Genomic DNA, 14,932 nt, shown 5'->3' with positions numbered 1-14,932 from the left:
GGCTAAAGCCCCTCCTACAACAGCAGGCCGGGCGGTGGCCCGGTCCAGCCCACGTTACGTTGGCGTCGCCCGCCAAGCGCCGCTCATGTGCGGCAGGTCATCACGGCCACGCAGTACGAACTGCCCCTCCGGTGCCGGGGTGCTGGCCAGCAGGCGCACCTCGCCGGGCAGCAGCACCGGCTTCTGGAAGCGCACCTCCACCTCATAGCCGCTATCCGGCAAGCGCTCGCCCAGGGCACTCAACGCGCGACCCTTGTTCCACAGGCCATGGGCGATGGCGCGGGGAAAGCCGAACAGCTTGGCGGTCGGTGCGGTCAGGTGGATCGGGTTGAAGTCGCCGGCCACCCGCGCGTAGCGGCGGCCGATGTCCGCCGGCGCCTTCCAGTGCGCGATTTCCTCCAGGGGCAGGGGTTCCGGCTCGACCCGTGCTGGCGGCGTGCCGTCCAGGCGCAGGCCGCGATAGAGAATGCGGCTGTCGCCTTCCCAGAGCAGGCCGAGCTGATCTTCCAGGCGCGTCACGATGCTGAAGGTCACGCCCTTGTCGTGGGGTGCCAGCCGCTCGGTGGTGACACTGATGCGAAAGGGTCCCAGTCCACCGAGCGCGCGCAGCACGCGAATGCGGTTCTCCAGATGCACCAGGCCGAGCAGCGGGAAGGGAAAATCGCTGGCCGTCAGCAGCTTCATCTGCAGGGCGAAGGCCAGGACATGCGGGTAGCTGGGCGGCAGTCGGCCATCGTCGGCGAAGCCGCACAGCTCGCGGTAGCGCGCCAGATTGCCGGGGTCCACGCTCACGCTGCAGGCCAGGCCACGCCGGGGCAGCGTGGTGCCCCGGGTGCCCCGGCGCAGGGCGGCGCGGGCAAACAGGCCGGGCAGGGCGGGGGCGCGCGGCAGTTCTTGCCAGTCGGTCAGCATCGGTGACTCTCCTTGATTCCGATGACCGCACAGGTTCCCGGGCTTTGCCGGTGCTGGCATTGGCCAGACTGTCGCGCAAGGGTGACGCAGCAGCCATTCCGCAGCGCCGTCGCCTTGAGCACCTGGCGAAAAGCTGTCTAAGATGCGGGCGTCACGCCTCACAAGAAAAATCAAAAATGACGATGCGAGATCTGACCGATGACGCGGCGCTGTTGCGCCCGGTGATCGAGGCTTTGCGTGCCAGCGGTGTCGATCCGGCCCCCGTGCTGGTCCAGTTGGGCCTGCCGGCGCAGGGCTTGCCGCAGGGGCGTTTTCCCCACAGCGCCCAGGCGCCGTTCTGGCAGGCCTGCGCCGAAGCGTGCGGCGAGGAGCATGTGGGGCTGCATCTGGTGGCGCACCTGGCGCCCTACCACGGCCTGCTGCTCGAATACCTGTTTCTCTCCAGCCCGACCTTCGGCGATGGCCTGCAGCATGCGCTGCGCTATGCCCGTCTGCTCTCCGACACCCTGTCCGCCAGCCTGGAAACCGGCGACGGCCGGGCGGTGCTGGTGCTGGGCGCGACGCCCAACCTGTCCCGGCACTTTCCGGAGATGCTGGCCGGCGCGGCGATTCGCCTGTTCGCGGCGCTGACCGACGGGCAATTCCGGCCGCTGGAAGTGCAGCTCATGCATGGCCAGGGCGCGCCGGCCGAGCGCTATGCCGAGGTATACGGCTGTCCGACCCGCCTGGGCGAGCCGCGCTATGCGCTGGTGTTCGACGCCAGCGTACTGGAGCGCCCCTCGCGGCATGCCGCGCCGGACCTGCTGCGCATGCACGAATCGCTGGCGCGTCGCCAGCTGCACGAGGTGGAGCGCCTGGATCTGGTGCGCCAGGTGCGCGAGCTGATCGGTCAGTTGCTGCTGGACGGCGGTCCCACCCTGGAGCAGGTGGCGGCGCGCCTGAACATGCCCACCCGCCGCTTGCGCGAACGCCTGTCGCTGGCCGGCGTGCGCTTCAACGACCTGGTCACCGATTACCGCTGCCGACTGGCCAAGGACCTGCTGCTCAAGACCGATGAGCGCATCGAGGTGATCGTCGAGCGCACCGGCTTCTCCGAACCGAGCACCTTCTACCGCGCCTTCAAGCGCTGGGTCGGCGAAACCCCGGTGGAATTCCGCCGCCGCGGCAAGGCCGCCGCCCGAGTGTCCTAAGCGCCCAGCAGGCTTTGTCCGCAGACGCGCAGCACCTGGCCACTCACCGCGCCGCTGCTCGGCTGGGCCAGCCAGGCCACCGCCTCGGCGACATCCTGCGGCAGACCACCCTGGTTCAGCGCGTTCATGCGCCGGCCGGCTTCACGGATGGTGAAGGGGATGGCGGCGGTCATCTGCGTTTCGATAAAGCCCGGCGCCACCGCGTTGAGGGTGATGCCACGCGGCGCCAGCAGCGGCGCCCAGGCCTGGGCCAGGCCGATCAGGCCGGCCTTGCTGACCGCATAGTTGGTCTGTCCGAGGTTGCCGGCGATGCCGCTGATCGAGGCGATCAGCACTACCCGACCCTCGTCGCGCAGCGTGCCGCTGTCCAGCAGCGCCTGGGTGAGGCGTTGCGGGGCGCGCAGGTTGACGTCGATCACCGCGTTCCACTGTTCCTCGCTCATCTTCGCCAGGGTCTTGTCACGGGTGATGCCGGCGTTGTGCACCACGATGTCCACGCCGTCCGGCAGCGCTTCGACCAGGCGCTGCGCGGCGTCCTCGGCGCAGATGTCCAGTGCCAGGGCGCGGCCACCCAGGCGCGCGGCCAGGGCTTCCAGCGCGGTGCCGGCCTGCGGCACGTCGAGCAGCAGCAGGTCGGCGCCATCGCGGGCCAGCGTTTCGGCGATGGCCGCGCCGATGCCGCGCGAGGCACCGGTGACCAGCGCCCGCTTGCCGGCCAGCGGGCGGCTCCAGTCCTTGACCTGGGCGCGATTGGCCTGCAGGCGGATCACCTGACCGGACACGTAGGCGCTCTTCGGCGAGAGGAAGAAGCGCAGCGCGCCTTCCAGTTGGTCCTCGGCGCCGTCGGCCACATACAGCAGTTGCACGGTACCGCCCCGGCGCACCTCCTTGGCCAGCGAGCGGGTGAAGCCTTCCAGGCTGCGTTGGGCGCTGGCGGCGAAGGGATCGGTGAGCGACTCCGGCGCGCGGCCGATGACCAGAATGTGCGGGCAACTGGCCAGGTGCGGCAGCGCCGGCTGGAAGAAACGCTGCAGCTCGATCAGTTGTTCGGGGCTGTTCAGCGCGCTGGCGTCGAACACCAGCGCCTTGAGCTTGCCGACGCCCGGCCAGCGTGTCAGTTCGCCCAAACCGTCGCGATCGGCATACAGCTCGTTGCTCAGGCGCTTGAGGCTGCCGGCCAACGTGCCGGCGAGCGCTCCGCCGCCGAGCAGGATCGCCCCGTCCACCGGCCGCGACCGGCCACTGACCCAGCGCTCCAGGCGGGTCGGGCGCGGCAGGCCGACCGCGCCGACCAGGCGGCGGCCGAGGGTCGAGTTGGCGAATTCCAGATAGCGGTCGGACATGGGGAATGACTCCGGCAGGGGGCAGAATGGCGTGCACTCTACCGGCTGGCGCGCATCCCGCATTGACCGGACTGACCGGTCAGCTGGCGAGGCGGCCAATGCGACGCGCGCGCGGGTCGCTAGCCTACAGCCGCCTTCCCCACCTGCCAGGAGTCCGTTCATGGCCCAGCTGCGCCGGGTCGCCATTGTTGGCGGCAACCGCATCCCGTTCGCCCGTTCCAACACCGTCTACGCCACCGCCAGCAACCAGGAGATGCTCACCGCGGCCCTGGAAGGCCTGATCGAGCGTTTCAACCTGCATGGCGAACGCCTCGGCGAAGTGGTCGCCGGCGCGGTGCTCAAGCACTCCCGCGACTTCAACCTGACCCGCGAATGCGTGCTCGGCTCGCGGCTGGCGCCGCAGACGCCGGCCTACGACCTGCAGCAGGCCTGCGGCACCGGCCTGGAAGCGGCGATCCTGGTGGCCAACAAGATCGCCCTCGGGCAGATCGACTGCGGCATCGCCGGCGGGGTGGACACCACGTCGGACGCGCCGATCGGCGTCAACGAAGGGCTGCGGCGCATCCTGCTGGAGGTCAATCGCGGCAAGTCCACCGGCGACAAGGTGAAAAGCCTGCTCAAGGTGCGCCCGCGCCACCTGGCACCGCACATCCCGCGCAACGGCGAGCCGCGCACCGGGCTGTCGATGGGCGAGCACTGTGAGCGCATGGCGCAGCACTGGCAGATCCCCCGCGACGAGCAGGACCGTCTGGCCTATGAAAGCCACCGCAAGCTGGCCGCCGCCTACGAGGAGGGCTGGCATACCGATCTGCTCACGCCATTCGGCAGCCTGAGCCGCGACCAGAACCTGCGCCCGGATATCGACCTGGACAAGCTGGCCACCCTGAGGCCGGTGTTCGACAAGAGCGGAAGCGGCACCCTCACCGCCGCCAACTCCACGCCGCTGACCGATGGCGCTTCGCTGGTGCTGCTGGCCAGCGAGGAATGGGCCAGGGCGCGCGGCCTGCCGATCCTGGCCTGGTTCAACGACGGTGAGGCGGCGGCAGTGGATTTCGTGCACGGCGCCGAGGGACTGCTGATGGCGCCGGTGTATGCCGTGCCGCGCCTGCTGGCCCGTCATGGCTTGCGCCTGCAGGACTTCGATTACTACGAAATCCACGAGGCCTTTGCCGCCCAGGTGCTGTGCACCCTCAAGGCCTGGGAAGACGCCGAGTACTGCAGGACGCGCCTGGGGCTGGATGCGCCGCTGGGTTCGATTGACCGCAGCAAGCTCAACGTCAAGGGCAGCTCGCTGGCCGCCGGCCACCCGTTCGCCGCCACCGGCGGGCGCATCGTCGCCAACCTGGCCAAGCTGCTGCATCAGGCCGGCCCGGGCAAGCGCGGACTGATCTCCATCTGCGCCGCCGGTGGGCAGGGTGTGGTCGCCATCCTGGAGAGCTGAACTGGCGAAAACCTGCACAATCCGAGGCCGGGGCCCGCGTGGCGGGCGTGAGCGGCCTCGGCTGACAGCTTGTCCACGGAGTTATCCCCAGGCTTTGTGGGTAAAGGGATCGCTGCCTGTGGATTTCGGCCTGCGGATTTTCCCTTTACCAACAAGCACTTGGACAAGAAGTGCACGATTTGAGGGCAGCCCCCGCAGCCACCGGGTCGGAAGGGTTCGGTGGACAGCTTCTCCACGGGGTTATCCCCAGGCTTTGTGGGTAAGCCGTGTCTTGACCTCGGGCGGAGACAGGCCGAAGCTTGCCAGGGTCAGTCAGCGCCCCGAGGAGTGGAACCATGCAAGGCCAAGCGCACGTTGTCGACTACCTGAAAACCCTGCTCAAGGGCGAGCTGGCCGCGCGTGACCAGTATTTCCTGCACTCGCGCATGTATGCCGACTGGGGCTTCACCAAGCTCTACGAGCGCATCAACCACGAAATGGAAGAGGAAACCCAGCACGCCGACGTGCTGCTGCAGCGCATCCTGTTCCTGGAAGGCACCCCGGACATGACGCCGGAAGCCATCCACCCGGGCACCGACGTGCCAACCATGCTGCGCAGCGACCTGGCGCTGGAGTACAGCGTGCGCGCCGCGCTGGCCAAGGGCATCGAGCTGTGCGAGCAAGCGAACGACTACGTCAGTCGCGACCTGCTGGTGGCGCAGCTGCACGATACCGAGGAAGACCATGCCTACTGGCTGGAACAGCAACTGCGGCTGATCGATCGCGTGGGTCTGCAGAATTACCTGCAATCGCAGATGAGCTGATGGCGGGACTCCACTGGCCGGCATAAAGCCGGCCCTACAGGTACATCACGGACCTTTGAGGCAGCCAGAAGACGCTGACCGGTGCCGGACGCAACACCACGTAGGGTGGACAACGCCGTTCTTGTCCACCGATGCGGCCCCACGGCGGCCAGAACGGCGCCGATCGCCCTACGCTTTGTGCCGTGTCGGATCGCAACAGCTTCCGGATTCCAGCTCGCTGAGTATCGGGCAGTCCGGTCGGTCATCGCCGTGGCAATGCTCGACCAGCGATTGCAGGGTGTCGCGTAGTTCGCTGAGCTCGGTGATCTTGTGGTTCAGTTCCTGCACATGGGCGCTGGCCAGGGCCTTCACGTCGGCGCTGGCGCGCTGGCGGTCCTGCCAGAGACTCAGCAGGCGGCCCACTTCCTCCAGCGAAAAGCCCAGGTCCCGCGCTCGGCGAATGAAGCCCAGGCGATGCAGGTCGTCCGTGCCATAGGTGCGGTAGCCGCTGGCGCTGCGCCCGGCCGGGCGCAGCAGGCCGATGGATTCGTAATAGCGGATCATCTTCGCCGACAAGCCGCTGTGCTTCGCCGCCTGGCCGATGTTCATCGCGTCACTCCTTCGGTTTCCAGCGCTTGAGCAGCAGCGCGTTGCTGACCACGCTGACGCTGGATAGCGCCATGGCCGCACCGGCCACCACCGGACTGAGGAAGCCCAGCGCCGCCAGCGGCAGGCCGATCAGGTTGTAGATGAAGGCCCAGAACAGGTTCTGGCGGATCTTCGCGTAGGTGCGCCGGCTGATCTCCAGGGCCGCCGGCACCAGGCGCGGGTCACCGCGCATCAGGGTGATGGCGGCGGCGTGCATGGCCACGTCGGTGCCGCCGCCCATGGCGATGCCCACGTCGGCGGCGGCCAGCGCCGGCGCGTCGTTGATGCCGTCGCCAACCATGGCCACCACCGCGCCGCCGTTCTTCAGTCGGGTCACTTCGGCGGCCTTGTCGGCCGGCAGCACTTCGGCATGCACCTGTTCGATGCCCAGCTGCTTCGCCACGCTGTGTGCGCTGCCACGGTTGTCGCCACTGATCAGGTGGGTGTGGATGCCGCGCCGTTGCAGGGCGGCCACGCCGGCGGCGGCGCCGTCCTTGAGCGTGTCGCCGAAGGCGAACAGGCCCAGCACGCGCGCGTGCGGCGCCGTTTCGATCAACCAGGACAGGGTGCGCCCCTCGGCTTCCCAGTCGGAGGCCTGTGCGGTCAGGGCGCCGGGCTGCAGGCCCTGTTCCTCCAGCATCCGCCGGTTGCCCAGGGCCAGGCGCCGGCCGTCCAGCTCGCCGGCGATGCCGCGTCCACCGAGGGCCTGGCTGGCGCGGATCTGCGGTACCTCCAGCTGGCGTTCGGCGCATGCGTCCAGTACCGCGCGGGCCAGCGGATGTTCGCTGCCGCGCTGCAGGGCGCCGGCCTGGCGCAGCAGCTCGGCCTCGTCGCCATCGACGGCGTGCAGGTGCACGATGCGCGGGCGGCCGGAAGTCAGGGTGCCGGTCTTGTCGAAGGCCACCACCGTCACCGCGTGGGCGCGTTCCAGGGCCTCGGCGTCCTTGATCAGGATGCCGTGGCGGGCGGCCACGCCGGTGCCGGTCATGATCGCCGCCGGGGTGGCCAGGCCGAGGGCGCACGGGCAGGCGATGACCAGCACCGCCACGGCGTTGATCAGCGCGGTTTCCAGCGCGGCGCCGGCCAGCAGCCAGCCACCCAGGGTGAGCAGGGCGATGAGCAGCACCGCCGGCACGAACACCTGGCTGACGCGATCGACCAGGCGCTGGATCGGCGCCTTGGCGGCCTGGGCGTCTTCCACCAGGCGGATGATGCGCGCCAGCACGCTTTCCGCGCCGAGGGCCTGGGTGCGTACCAGCAGGCGACCGTCGCCGTTGATGGCGCCGCCGGTAACCGTGCTGCCGGGCTGCTTGGCGACCGGCAGGCTTTCGCCGCTGATCAACGCCTCGTCGGCCTGGCTTTCGCCCTCGACCACCTCGCCGTCCACCGGGAAGCGCTCGCCGGGGCGCACCACCACAACGTCGCCCAGCTGCAGCAGGGCCAGCGGCACCTCTTCCTCGCGCCCTTCGCTCAGCCGCCGCGCACGCTCCGGGCGCAGGGCTTCCAGGGCGCGGATCGCCGCGCTGGTCTGGCGCTTGGCACGGCTTTCCAGATACTTGCCGAGCAGCACCAGGGCGATGACCACCGCCGAGGCTTCGAAATACAGATGCGGCATCTGCCCGGCCGGGGCGGCCCACCATTGGTACAGGCTCAGGCCGTAGCCGGCGCTGGTGCCCATGGCCACCAGCAGGTCCATGTTGCCGGCGCCGGCGCGCACCGCCTTCCAGGCCGCGCGGTAGAAGCGCGCGCCGAGGATGAACTGCACCGGCGTGGCGAGCAGGAACTGCGCCCAGGCCGGCAGCATCCAGTGCTGGCCGAACAGGTCGCCGAACATGGGAATCACCAGTGGCGCGGCCAGCAGCAGGGCAAGAATCACCGCCAGCCGTTCGCGGCGCAGGCGCTGTTCGGCGTCCGCGCCCTCGGCGCTGGCGCGGTCGGTCAGGCTGGCCTGGTAGCCGGCCTTCTCGACGGCAGCGATCAGAACGGCGTCGCGCACCTCGCCGACCAATTGCACATGGGCGCGCTCGCCGGCCAGGTTGATGGTGGCGGCGCGCACGCCAGGCACCTTGCGCAGCGCGCGTTCGACCCGTCCGGCGCAGCTGGCGCAGGTCATGCCCGTAATGGCGAGTTCCAGGCTGCGCGCCGGCACCTGGTAACCGGCGCGCTCGACGGCGGCGATCAGCTCGTCCAGCGTGGCGCCGTCGCTTTCGACGCGGGCGCGCTCGCTGGCCAGGTTGACTTCGGCGTGACGCACGCCGGCCAGTTTGTTCAGGGCGCGTTCGACACGGCCGGCGCAGCTGGCGCAGGTCATGCCGCTGATGGGGAAATCGAGGGTGGCGGACATGGGTTCCTCCTTGCGAGTCACCCTATGCTCGACCTTGACCTCATGGCAAGGTCAAGCGTTCCACCGTTCAGGCGCGCTCGCGAATCAGACCGCGAAACAGCGCGTCGAACATCGGCCCGGCATCGGTCTGCGGGTCGAACTGCTGCGGGTCGCGCAGCCAGTCGCCGATCAGGCCGATCAGCAGGCCATGTACCGCGCGCGAGGCCTGACGGGCGTTGATGCCCGGGTGCAACTGGCCAAGCCGTTCGCAGTCTTCCAGCAGGCGCTCGCAGATGGCGATGAACTGGTTGATGAACTGGTTGTGACGCTCCTCGGCCGGACGCAGCTCATCGGTGAACTCGCAGCGCTGCATGAGCACGGTGAAGATGCGGCGCTTCTGCTCGTTCTGCATCAAAATCTGCAGGCCGCTGACGCACATGTCGCGCAACGAGCCCAGCGACAGTTGCGGATCGGCGCTGAGCTTTTCGGCAATCTGTTCCGGCGGCAGGCGCACCTGGTTGAGCATGGCGTTGAACAGGTCGGCCTTGTTCTGGAAGTGCCAGTAGACGGCGCCACGGGTGACCCCGGCGGCCCGGGCGATATGTTCCAGGCTGGTGTGCGCCACGCCGCGTTCGAGAAACAGTTGCTCAGCGGCGTTCAGAATGGCGGCGCGGGTCTTCTCGGCATCTTCTTTGGTTCGACGCATGGGGTGGGTCCGGGGCCTCGGGCAGTCAGGAAAGGAGACGGCATTGTCGATTCGCCATTTACAAACGTCAATGTATGTAAGAGAGTCGCTGCCCCTCGCGGCGCGCTTACTCAGGAAATTTGTAGCTCATGCCTCTTCGTCTGCTGCTGATCCTTGGTGCCCTGTCGGCCTTCGGCCCGCTGGCCATCGACTTCTATCTGCCCAGTTTTCCCGCCCTGGCCCAGGCATTCAGCACCGATGTCGAGCATGTGCAGCAGTCGCTGGCGGTGTATTTCATTGGCCTGGCGTTCGGCCAGCTGATCTACGGGCCCTTGGCCGACCGCTACGGCCGGCGCGGGCCGCTGCTGTTCGGCGTGACGCTGTTCGTGCTGTCTTCGCTGGCCTGCGCGCTGGCGCCGAGCCTCGATGCGCTGATCGTCGCGCGCCTGGCTCAGGCACTGGGCGGTTGCGCCGGCATGGTGGTTTCGCGCGCGGTGGTGCGCGATCTCTGTGAGCCGCGCGACGCCGCCAAGGTGTTCTCGCAGCTGATGCTGGTGATGGGCGTGGCGCCGATCCTCGCGCCGCTGGCCGGCGGCCTGCTGTTGCAGCTGTTCGGCTGGCGGTCGATCTTCTATTGCCTGACGCTGTTCAGCGCGCTGGTCGGTCTGGCGCTGTACCGCTGGCTGCCGGAAACCCTGCCGGCCGGCGCCGAGCGCTTGCCGCTGCGTGGCAGCCTGGGGCGCTACCTGGGGCTGTTCCGCGACCGCGAGTTTCTCACCTTCGCCCTGGCAGGCGGGCTGTCGATTTCCGCCATGTTCGCCTACGTGGCCGGCTCGCCCTTCGTGTTCATCGAGCTGTACGGCGTGCCTGCCGCGCATTACGGCTGGCTGTTCGGCGTCAACGCCGCCGGCTTCATCCTCGCCGCCCAGCTCAACGCCTGGCTGATGCGCTTTCGGGGTCCGGGTTTCTGGCTGCGCCGGTTGAGCGCATTGTTCCTGTTCTGCGCGCTGCTGCTGTTGGCGTTCGCGGCCTGGCAGGCGCCGCTGTGGCTGCTGATGCTGCCGCTGTTCGTCGCCATGGGCTGCCTGGGCTGCATCCTGCCCAATGCCGCCGCCTGTGCCATGGCCCGCCAGGGCCGTCAGGCCGGCAGCGCTTCGGCGCTGATGGGCAGCCTGCAGTTCGCCGTGGCGGCGTTGGCCAGTGCGCTGGTCGGCGTGCTGCATGATGGCAGCGCCCTGCCGATGGCCCTGGTGATCGCCGGCTGCGCACTGCTGGCGGCGCTGCTGGCCTGGTACAGCGGTCAGGTAGAAGCCCGATAGCGCTTTCCCATCCCGATCTAGGTTCTGTCCAGAACCTAAGCAGGCTGGCGAGCGGCCGCTGGCGAACCATACTCGAAGCCATCGATAGCGCATGGCGTGAGGCATGGAGATGGGTTATCTGCAGGATTACCGGCGTTCACTGGCGGAACCCGCCGATTTCTGGGCCGAGCAGGCGCGGGATCTGGACTGGTTCCGAGCGCCGCGGGAAACCCTGCGCTCGCTGGACGATGGAACGCACCGCTGGTTTGCCGATGCGCTGCTCAACAGCTGCCATCTGGCCCTGGATCGGCACGTGGAACAGGGTCGAGGTGATCAGCCAGCGCTGTTCTACGACTCGCCGGTGGGCGGCGAGAAGCGCCAGTACAGCTATCGCCAACTGCGCGATCAGGTGGCCCGGCTGGCCGGTGCGTTGCGCGCGCTGGGGGTGGAGAAGGGTGACCGGGTGATCATCTACATACCCATGGTGCCGGAAGCGGCCATGGCCATGCTGGCCTGCGCGCGCCTGGGCGCGGTGCATTCGGTGGTGTTCGGCGGCTTCGCGCCGCAGGAGCTGGCGGTGCGTATCGACGATGCCCGGCCCAAGCTGCTGCTGACCGCCTCCTGCGGCCTGGAGTTCGATCGGGTGATTGCCTACCAGCCGCTGGTGGAGAAGGCGCTGGCGCTGGCCGAGCACCCGCCGCAACGGGTGATGGTGCTGCAGCGTCCGCAGGCGCCGGCGGCGTTGCGCGACGGCCGCGATCTGGACTGGGCGCAACAGGTGGCGCAGGCGTCGGCCGTGGAGCCGGTGCCGGTGCTCGGCGGCGATCCGCTGTACATCCTCTATACCTCCGGCACCACCGGGCGGCCGAAGGGCATCGTGCGCGACAACGCCGGCCACGCGGTGGCGCTGCGCTACTGCTTCGAGCGGGTCTACGGCATGCGGCCGGGCGACGTCTGGTGGGGGCTGTCGGACATCGGCTGGGTGGTCGGCCATTCGATGATCGTCTACGGCCCGCTGATGGCGGGCTGCAGCACAGTGTTCTACGAGGGTAAGCCGGTACGCACGCCGGACGCCGGGGCGATCTGGCGGGTGATCGAGGAGTACCGGGTGAATGCGCTGACCTGCGCGCCGACCGCCATTCGCGCGGTGCGCAAGGAGGACCCGCGCGGCGAGCTGCTCGGGCGCCACGATCTCGGCTCGCTGCGCGCCCTGTTCCTGGCCGGCGAGCGGCTGGATTCCAGCACGCACCAGTGGCTCGAGGAGCAGACCGCCCGGCCGGTGCACGACCACTGGTGGCAGACCGAGACCGGCTGGCCGGTGACCGCGCCCTGCGTGGGGCTGGACGACTATCGACGCAAGGTCGGTTCGAGCAACGCGGCGGTACCGGGCTACCACGTGCTGGTGGTGAACGAGGAGGGCGAGCTGCTGGATGCCGGCCAGGAGGGCGCCATCGTGGTTTCGCTGCCGTTGCCGCCGGGGTGTGCGCAGACGCTGTGGAACGATCCCGAACGCTACCGGCAGGCCTATCTGCAGGCGATGCCCGGGCATTACCTGACCGGCGACGGTGGCTACCTGGATGCCGACGGTTTTGTCTACGTCATGGGCCGCACCGACGATGTCATCAACGTGGCCGGTCATTGGCTGTCCACCGGAGAGATGGAGGATCGCGTGGCGCGCCATCCGGCGGTGGCCGAATGCGCGGTGATCGGCGTGCCGGACGCGCTCAAGGGCCAACTGCCGCTGGCGCTGGTGGTGTGCAAGGAGGGTGTCGAGATCGATCCGGATACCCTGCGCGCGGAACTGGCGGTCAGGGTGCGCGAGGAGCTTGGCGCGCTGGCCTGCTTTCAACACGTACAGATAGTGCGCCGGTTGCCCAAGACGCGCTCGGGCAAGATCCTGCGCGCCGTGCTGCGCAAGATGGCGGCCGGCGAGCCCTGCGCCCCGCCGGCGACGATTGACGATCCCGCCATTCTGGAAGAGCTGGCGGTGGCGCTGCGTGGCGATGGGGCGGCGGCTGCCCCGTGACATCGGGTCGCTTGTGGCGGTTCTTGCAGTCGGGCCCGGGGCTGGTAGAGTCGCGGGCATGATTGCCGCCCGTCGAATCCATCCCCTGCTGCTCTGGACGCTGTGCCTGAGCGTGCTGCTGAGCCAGCATTTCTGCGGCGTGCGGCACGGTCAGGCCAGCGCCCTGGCGCTGAGCGGGCTGGCGGGAGGCATCTGTTCCAGTGATGGTGCGGGTTTCGATGCGTCTCCGGCAGAGGGCGCGGAACCGCAGGATGACTGGAGCTGTCCGCTGTGCCAGAACCCCGGGGTAAGCGATGGCGGCTGGAGCGCGGATGGGCCGATGCTGGCGGGAACCGGGCTTCTCCTGCTAGCGGGACGTGCCGTTCGGCGCTCGCGTCGCCGTTTCACCCTGGCCTGTCCGCGCGCGCCTTGATCCTCATCGGTGGCCAATACGTTACTCATTCATTCGATCAAGGTGTTCATCATGCTGAAATTCCAACGCGCGCTGCTCGGCGCGGCGCTCTGCTTGTCTTCCGTCGTGGCGCAGGCCCAGGACATCCAGGTCGAGCAGCCCTGGTCGCGGGCGATGCCGCCCACTGCGCCGGCCGCGGCCGCCTATTTCGTGCTGCACAATCCGGGAAACCAGGCGGATCGTCTGATCGGCGCCAGCGCGCCCATCTCCGGGCGGGCCGAGCTGCACGAGCACGCCCACGTCGGCGGGGTGATGCAGATGCGTGAAGTGGCGGGCGGTATTCCGTTGCCAGCGGGCGGTCAGGTGAGCTTTCAGCCGGGCGGTTATCACGTGATGCTGCTCGAACTGCCGCGCCAGCTGAAGGAAGGCGAGCATTTCCCGCTAACGCTGCGCTTCGAGAAGGCCGGCGAGCTGCGTGTCGAGGTGCCGGTGCTGCGCATGGCGCCCGCACCCGCCATGCAGGGCGGGCATCGCGGTCATTGATGGGTGCGGATGCCGTGGCGTGGGCAGCGCCGCGGCTTCCGTTGCTTGTCACGGTTCCCGAAGGATGATGCGGCCGCGACTCAGGTCGGCGAGTTGCTGCTGTAGTGCTTCCCGCCGATCGGGCGGCAGGCGGAAGTGCAGTTCCACCCCATCTCCGAGAAATTCCTCGCGTTCCAATAGCGCCTCGGCGTCCAGCAGCCGCTGACGCACCAGCGCATGCTCGGCAAAGCCGCAGCGACAACACAGGCCGATGCGCTCGATCAGCGGCTGACGCTGGCCCCCCTGCAAACATTTCACGGCGCAGCCGCCGTAGGCGCGCGCCAGCCCGCCGGTGCCGAGCTGAATGCCGCCGTACCAGCGGATCACCAGCACCACCACCTGATCGAAGCCTTGCCCCTCGATGGCTGCCAGAATCGGACGTCCAGCGGTGCCGCCGGGCTCACCGTCATCATTGAAGCGGTATTGCTGGCCGACCTTCCAGGCCCAGCAGTTGTGCGAGGCGGCGGCGTCGCTGTGGGCGGCGAGAAAGGCCTGCGCGGCGGCCGCATCGGTGGCCGGGGCGGCCAGGGCGAGAAAGCGGCTCTTGCGAATGTCTTCCTGGTATTCGCAGGCTGCGCTCAGGGTCCAGGTCATGGGGGTATCCGAGCCGGAGGGGGCGGCCTGGGGCCGCGAAAAATTCGTGGGGATGGGGTACGGGGGACGGCGGTGCCCTTCGGCTGGGCGGACTTTAGGTGGCTGGCAAGGTCGGGGCAAGCGCCATGCTGTTTGTGTGCCGCGACGATGTATGCGTGCCGCGGTGCAATGGTGATGGCGATCATCAAGTGTATGGGTATTCGGGACTGTGTCATGGATGGTAGTGCCGTTCTGGCCTGAGCCTCACGATTACGGCCTTGGCCGAGCGCTTCGCTAGCCGCCTTCGTGAGGCTCACCGTAACCGCGCGGCTGTTTTTGTAATAAAACTACAAATATCCGTTGACGCCAGAAATGACAGCCCTATAATGCGCCCCACTTCCAGCGCAGAGCTGCTGAAAACTCCTTGTAAATCAATGAGTTGAATGTTCGGGTCTGAGTTGGAATGCTCGCTAGAGGAAGCGGGCTGCTGGTCGGGGCGGGGTTGACAGTGTCGTTTGGCGCTGTATGATTCGCCTCCCGCTAGCGAGCTGGGTTGATTCGGTTCGCAGTGGTAAGCAGTTGAGTTGAAACGAAAAGTTTTCAAAACAACGCTTGACAAGCAAAACGGCCGCTGTAGAATGCGCGGCCTCGGTTGAGACCTTCGGTCAGATCGAAACGCTCTTTAACAACTGAATCAAGCAATTCGTGTGGGTGCTTGTGGATGCATCGAGTGATAGT

General features: G+C 68.2%; 13 protein-coding genes. 7 read left to right on the top strand and 6 right to left on the bottom strand.

Annotated features, from left to right (window positions below):
- Positions 1 to 54 precede the first annotated feature (54 nt).
- A complete protein-coding gene (locus tag VL129_RS00065; protein ID WP_325408804.1) occupies positions 55 to 912 on the bottom strand; it encodes a MaoC family dehydratase in 858 nt (285 codons plus the stop codon).
- Positions 913 to 1,094: 182 nt separating this feature from the next.
- Here VL129_RS00065 and VL129_RS00060 point away from each other — a divergent pair, with 182 nt between their 5' ends.
- On the top strand, positions 1,095 to 2,102 hold the full coding sequence (locus tag VL129_RS00060) for an AraC family transcriptional regulator (RefSeq protein ID WP_325408952.1): 1,008 nt from the start codon (positions 1,095 to 1,097) through the stop codon (positions 2,100 to 2,102).
- Here VL129_RS00060 and VL129_RS00055 read toward each other — a convergent pair.
- Entirely contained in the window at positions 2,099 to 3,445 is a 1,347-nt protein-coding gene (locus tag VL129_RS00055) for a 3-oxoacyl-ACP reductase (RefSeq protein WP_325408802.1), read from the bottom strand. The genes VL129_RS00060 and VL129_RS00055 overlap by 4 nt on opposite strands.
- Before the next feature lie 160 nt (positions 3,446 to 3,605).
- Between VL129_RS00055 and VL129_RS00050 the strand changes: the two genes are divergently transcribed.
- Positions 3,606 to 4,886: an acetyl-CoA C-acetyltransferase gene (locus VL129_RS00050; RefSeq protein ID WP_325408800.1), complete on the top strand. Its 1,281-nt coding sequence runs from the start codon at positions 3,606 to 3,608 to the stop codon at positions 4,884 to 4,886.
- Positions 4,887 to 5,221: 335 nt separating this feature from the next.
- The gene (gene bfr / locus VL129_RS00045; protein ID WP_325408798.1) at positions 5,222 to 5,689 is read left to right on the top strand and encodes a bacterioferritin; all 468 of its coding nucleotides are present in this window, start codon (positions 5,222 to 5,224) and stop codon (positions 5,687 to 5,689) included.
- A 168-nt stretch (positions 5,690 to 5,857) separates the two neighbouring features.
- Here bfr and cueR read toward each other — a convergent pair whose 3' ends face one another.
- The 3 genes from cueR to VL129_RS00030 form a co-directional block, all read right to left on the bottom strand.
- The gene (cueR, locus tag VL129_RS00040) at positions 5,858 to 6,277 is read right to left on the bottom strand and encodes a Cu(I)-responsive transcriptional regulator (protein WP_325408796.1); all 420 of its coding nucleotides are present in this window, start codon (positions 6,275 to 6,277) and stop codon (positions 5,858 to 5,860) included.
- Positions 6,278 to 6,281: 4 nt separating this feature from the next.
- Positions 6,282 to 8,660, bottom strand: coding sequence for a heavy metal translocating P-type ATPase (locus tag VL129_RS00035; protein WP_325408794.1), 2,379 nt, complete (start codon positions 8,658 to 8,660; stop codon positions 6,282 to 6,284).
- Positions 8,661 to 8,727: 67 nt separating this feature from the next.
- Positions 8,728 to 9,345 (bottom strand): TetR family transcriptional regulator, encoded by a 618-nt coding sequence (locus VL129_RS00030; protein ID WP_325408792.1) that lies wholly within the window; start codon positions 9,343 to 9,345, stop codon positions 8,728 to 8,730.
- A gap of 128 nt (positions 9,346 to 9,473) precedes the next feature.
- Here VL129_RS00030 and VL129_RS00025 point away from each other — a divergent pair, with 128 nt between their 5' ends.
- The 4 genes from VL129_RS00025 to VL129_RS00010 all read left to right on the top strand — a co-directional run bounded on the left by VL129_RS00025 (position 9,474) and on the right by VL129_RS00010 (position 13,582).
- A complete protein-coding gene (locus tag VL129_RS00025; protein WP_325408790.1) occupies positions 9,474 to 10,643 on the top strand; it encodes a Bcr/CflA family multidrug efflux MFS transporter in 1,170 nt (389 codons plus the stop codon).
- A 109-nt stretch (positions 10,644 to 10,752) separates the two neighbouring features.
- Entirely contained in the window at positions 10,753 to 12,648 is a 1,896-nt protein-coding gene (locus VL129_RS00020; protein ID WP_325408950.1) for a propionyl-CoA synthetase, read from the top strand.
- A gap of 58 nt (positions 12,649 to 12,706) precedes the next feature.
- Entirely contained in the window at positions 12,707 to 13,060 is a 354-nt protein-coding gene (locus tag VL129_RS00015) for a DUF2946 family protein (RefSeq protein WP_325408788.1), read from the top strand.
- A 51-nt stretch (positions 13,061 to 13,111) separates the two neighbouring features.
- Positions 13,112 to 13,582, top strand: coding sequence for a copper chaperone PCu(A)C (locus tag VL129_RS00010; RefSeq protein WP_325408786.1), 471 nt, complete (start codon positions 13,112 to 13,114; stop codon positions 13,580 to 13,582).
- A 48-nt stretch (positions 13,583 to 13,630) separates the two neighbouring features.
- On the opposite strand, the gene VL129_RS00005 is transcribed toward VL129_RS00010, so the two are convergent.
- Positions 13,631 to 14,215 (bottom strand): IMPACT family protein, encoded by a 585-nt coding sequence (locus VL129_RS00005; protein ID WP_325408784.1) that lies wholly within the window; start codon positions 14,213 to 14,215, stop codon positions 13,631 to 13,633.
- Positions 14,216 to 14,932: the final 717 nt, after the last annotated feature.

The organism is Pseudomonas sp. (genome assembly GCF_035497915.1).
GTDB lineage: Bacteria > Pseudomonadota > Gammaproteobacteria > Pseudomonadales > Pseudomonadaceae > Serpens.
This window is presented reverse-complemented; position numbering and strand designations above follow the sequence as displayed.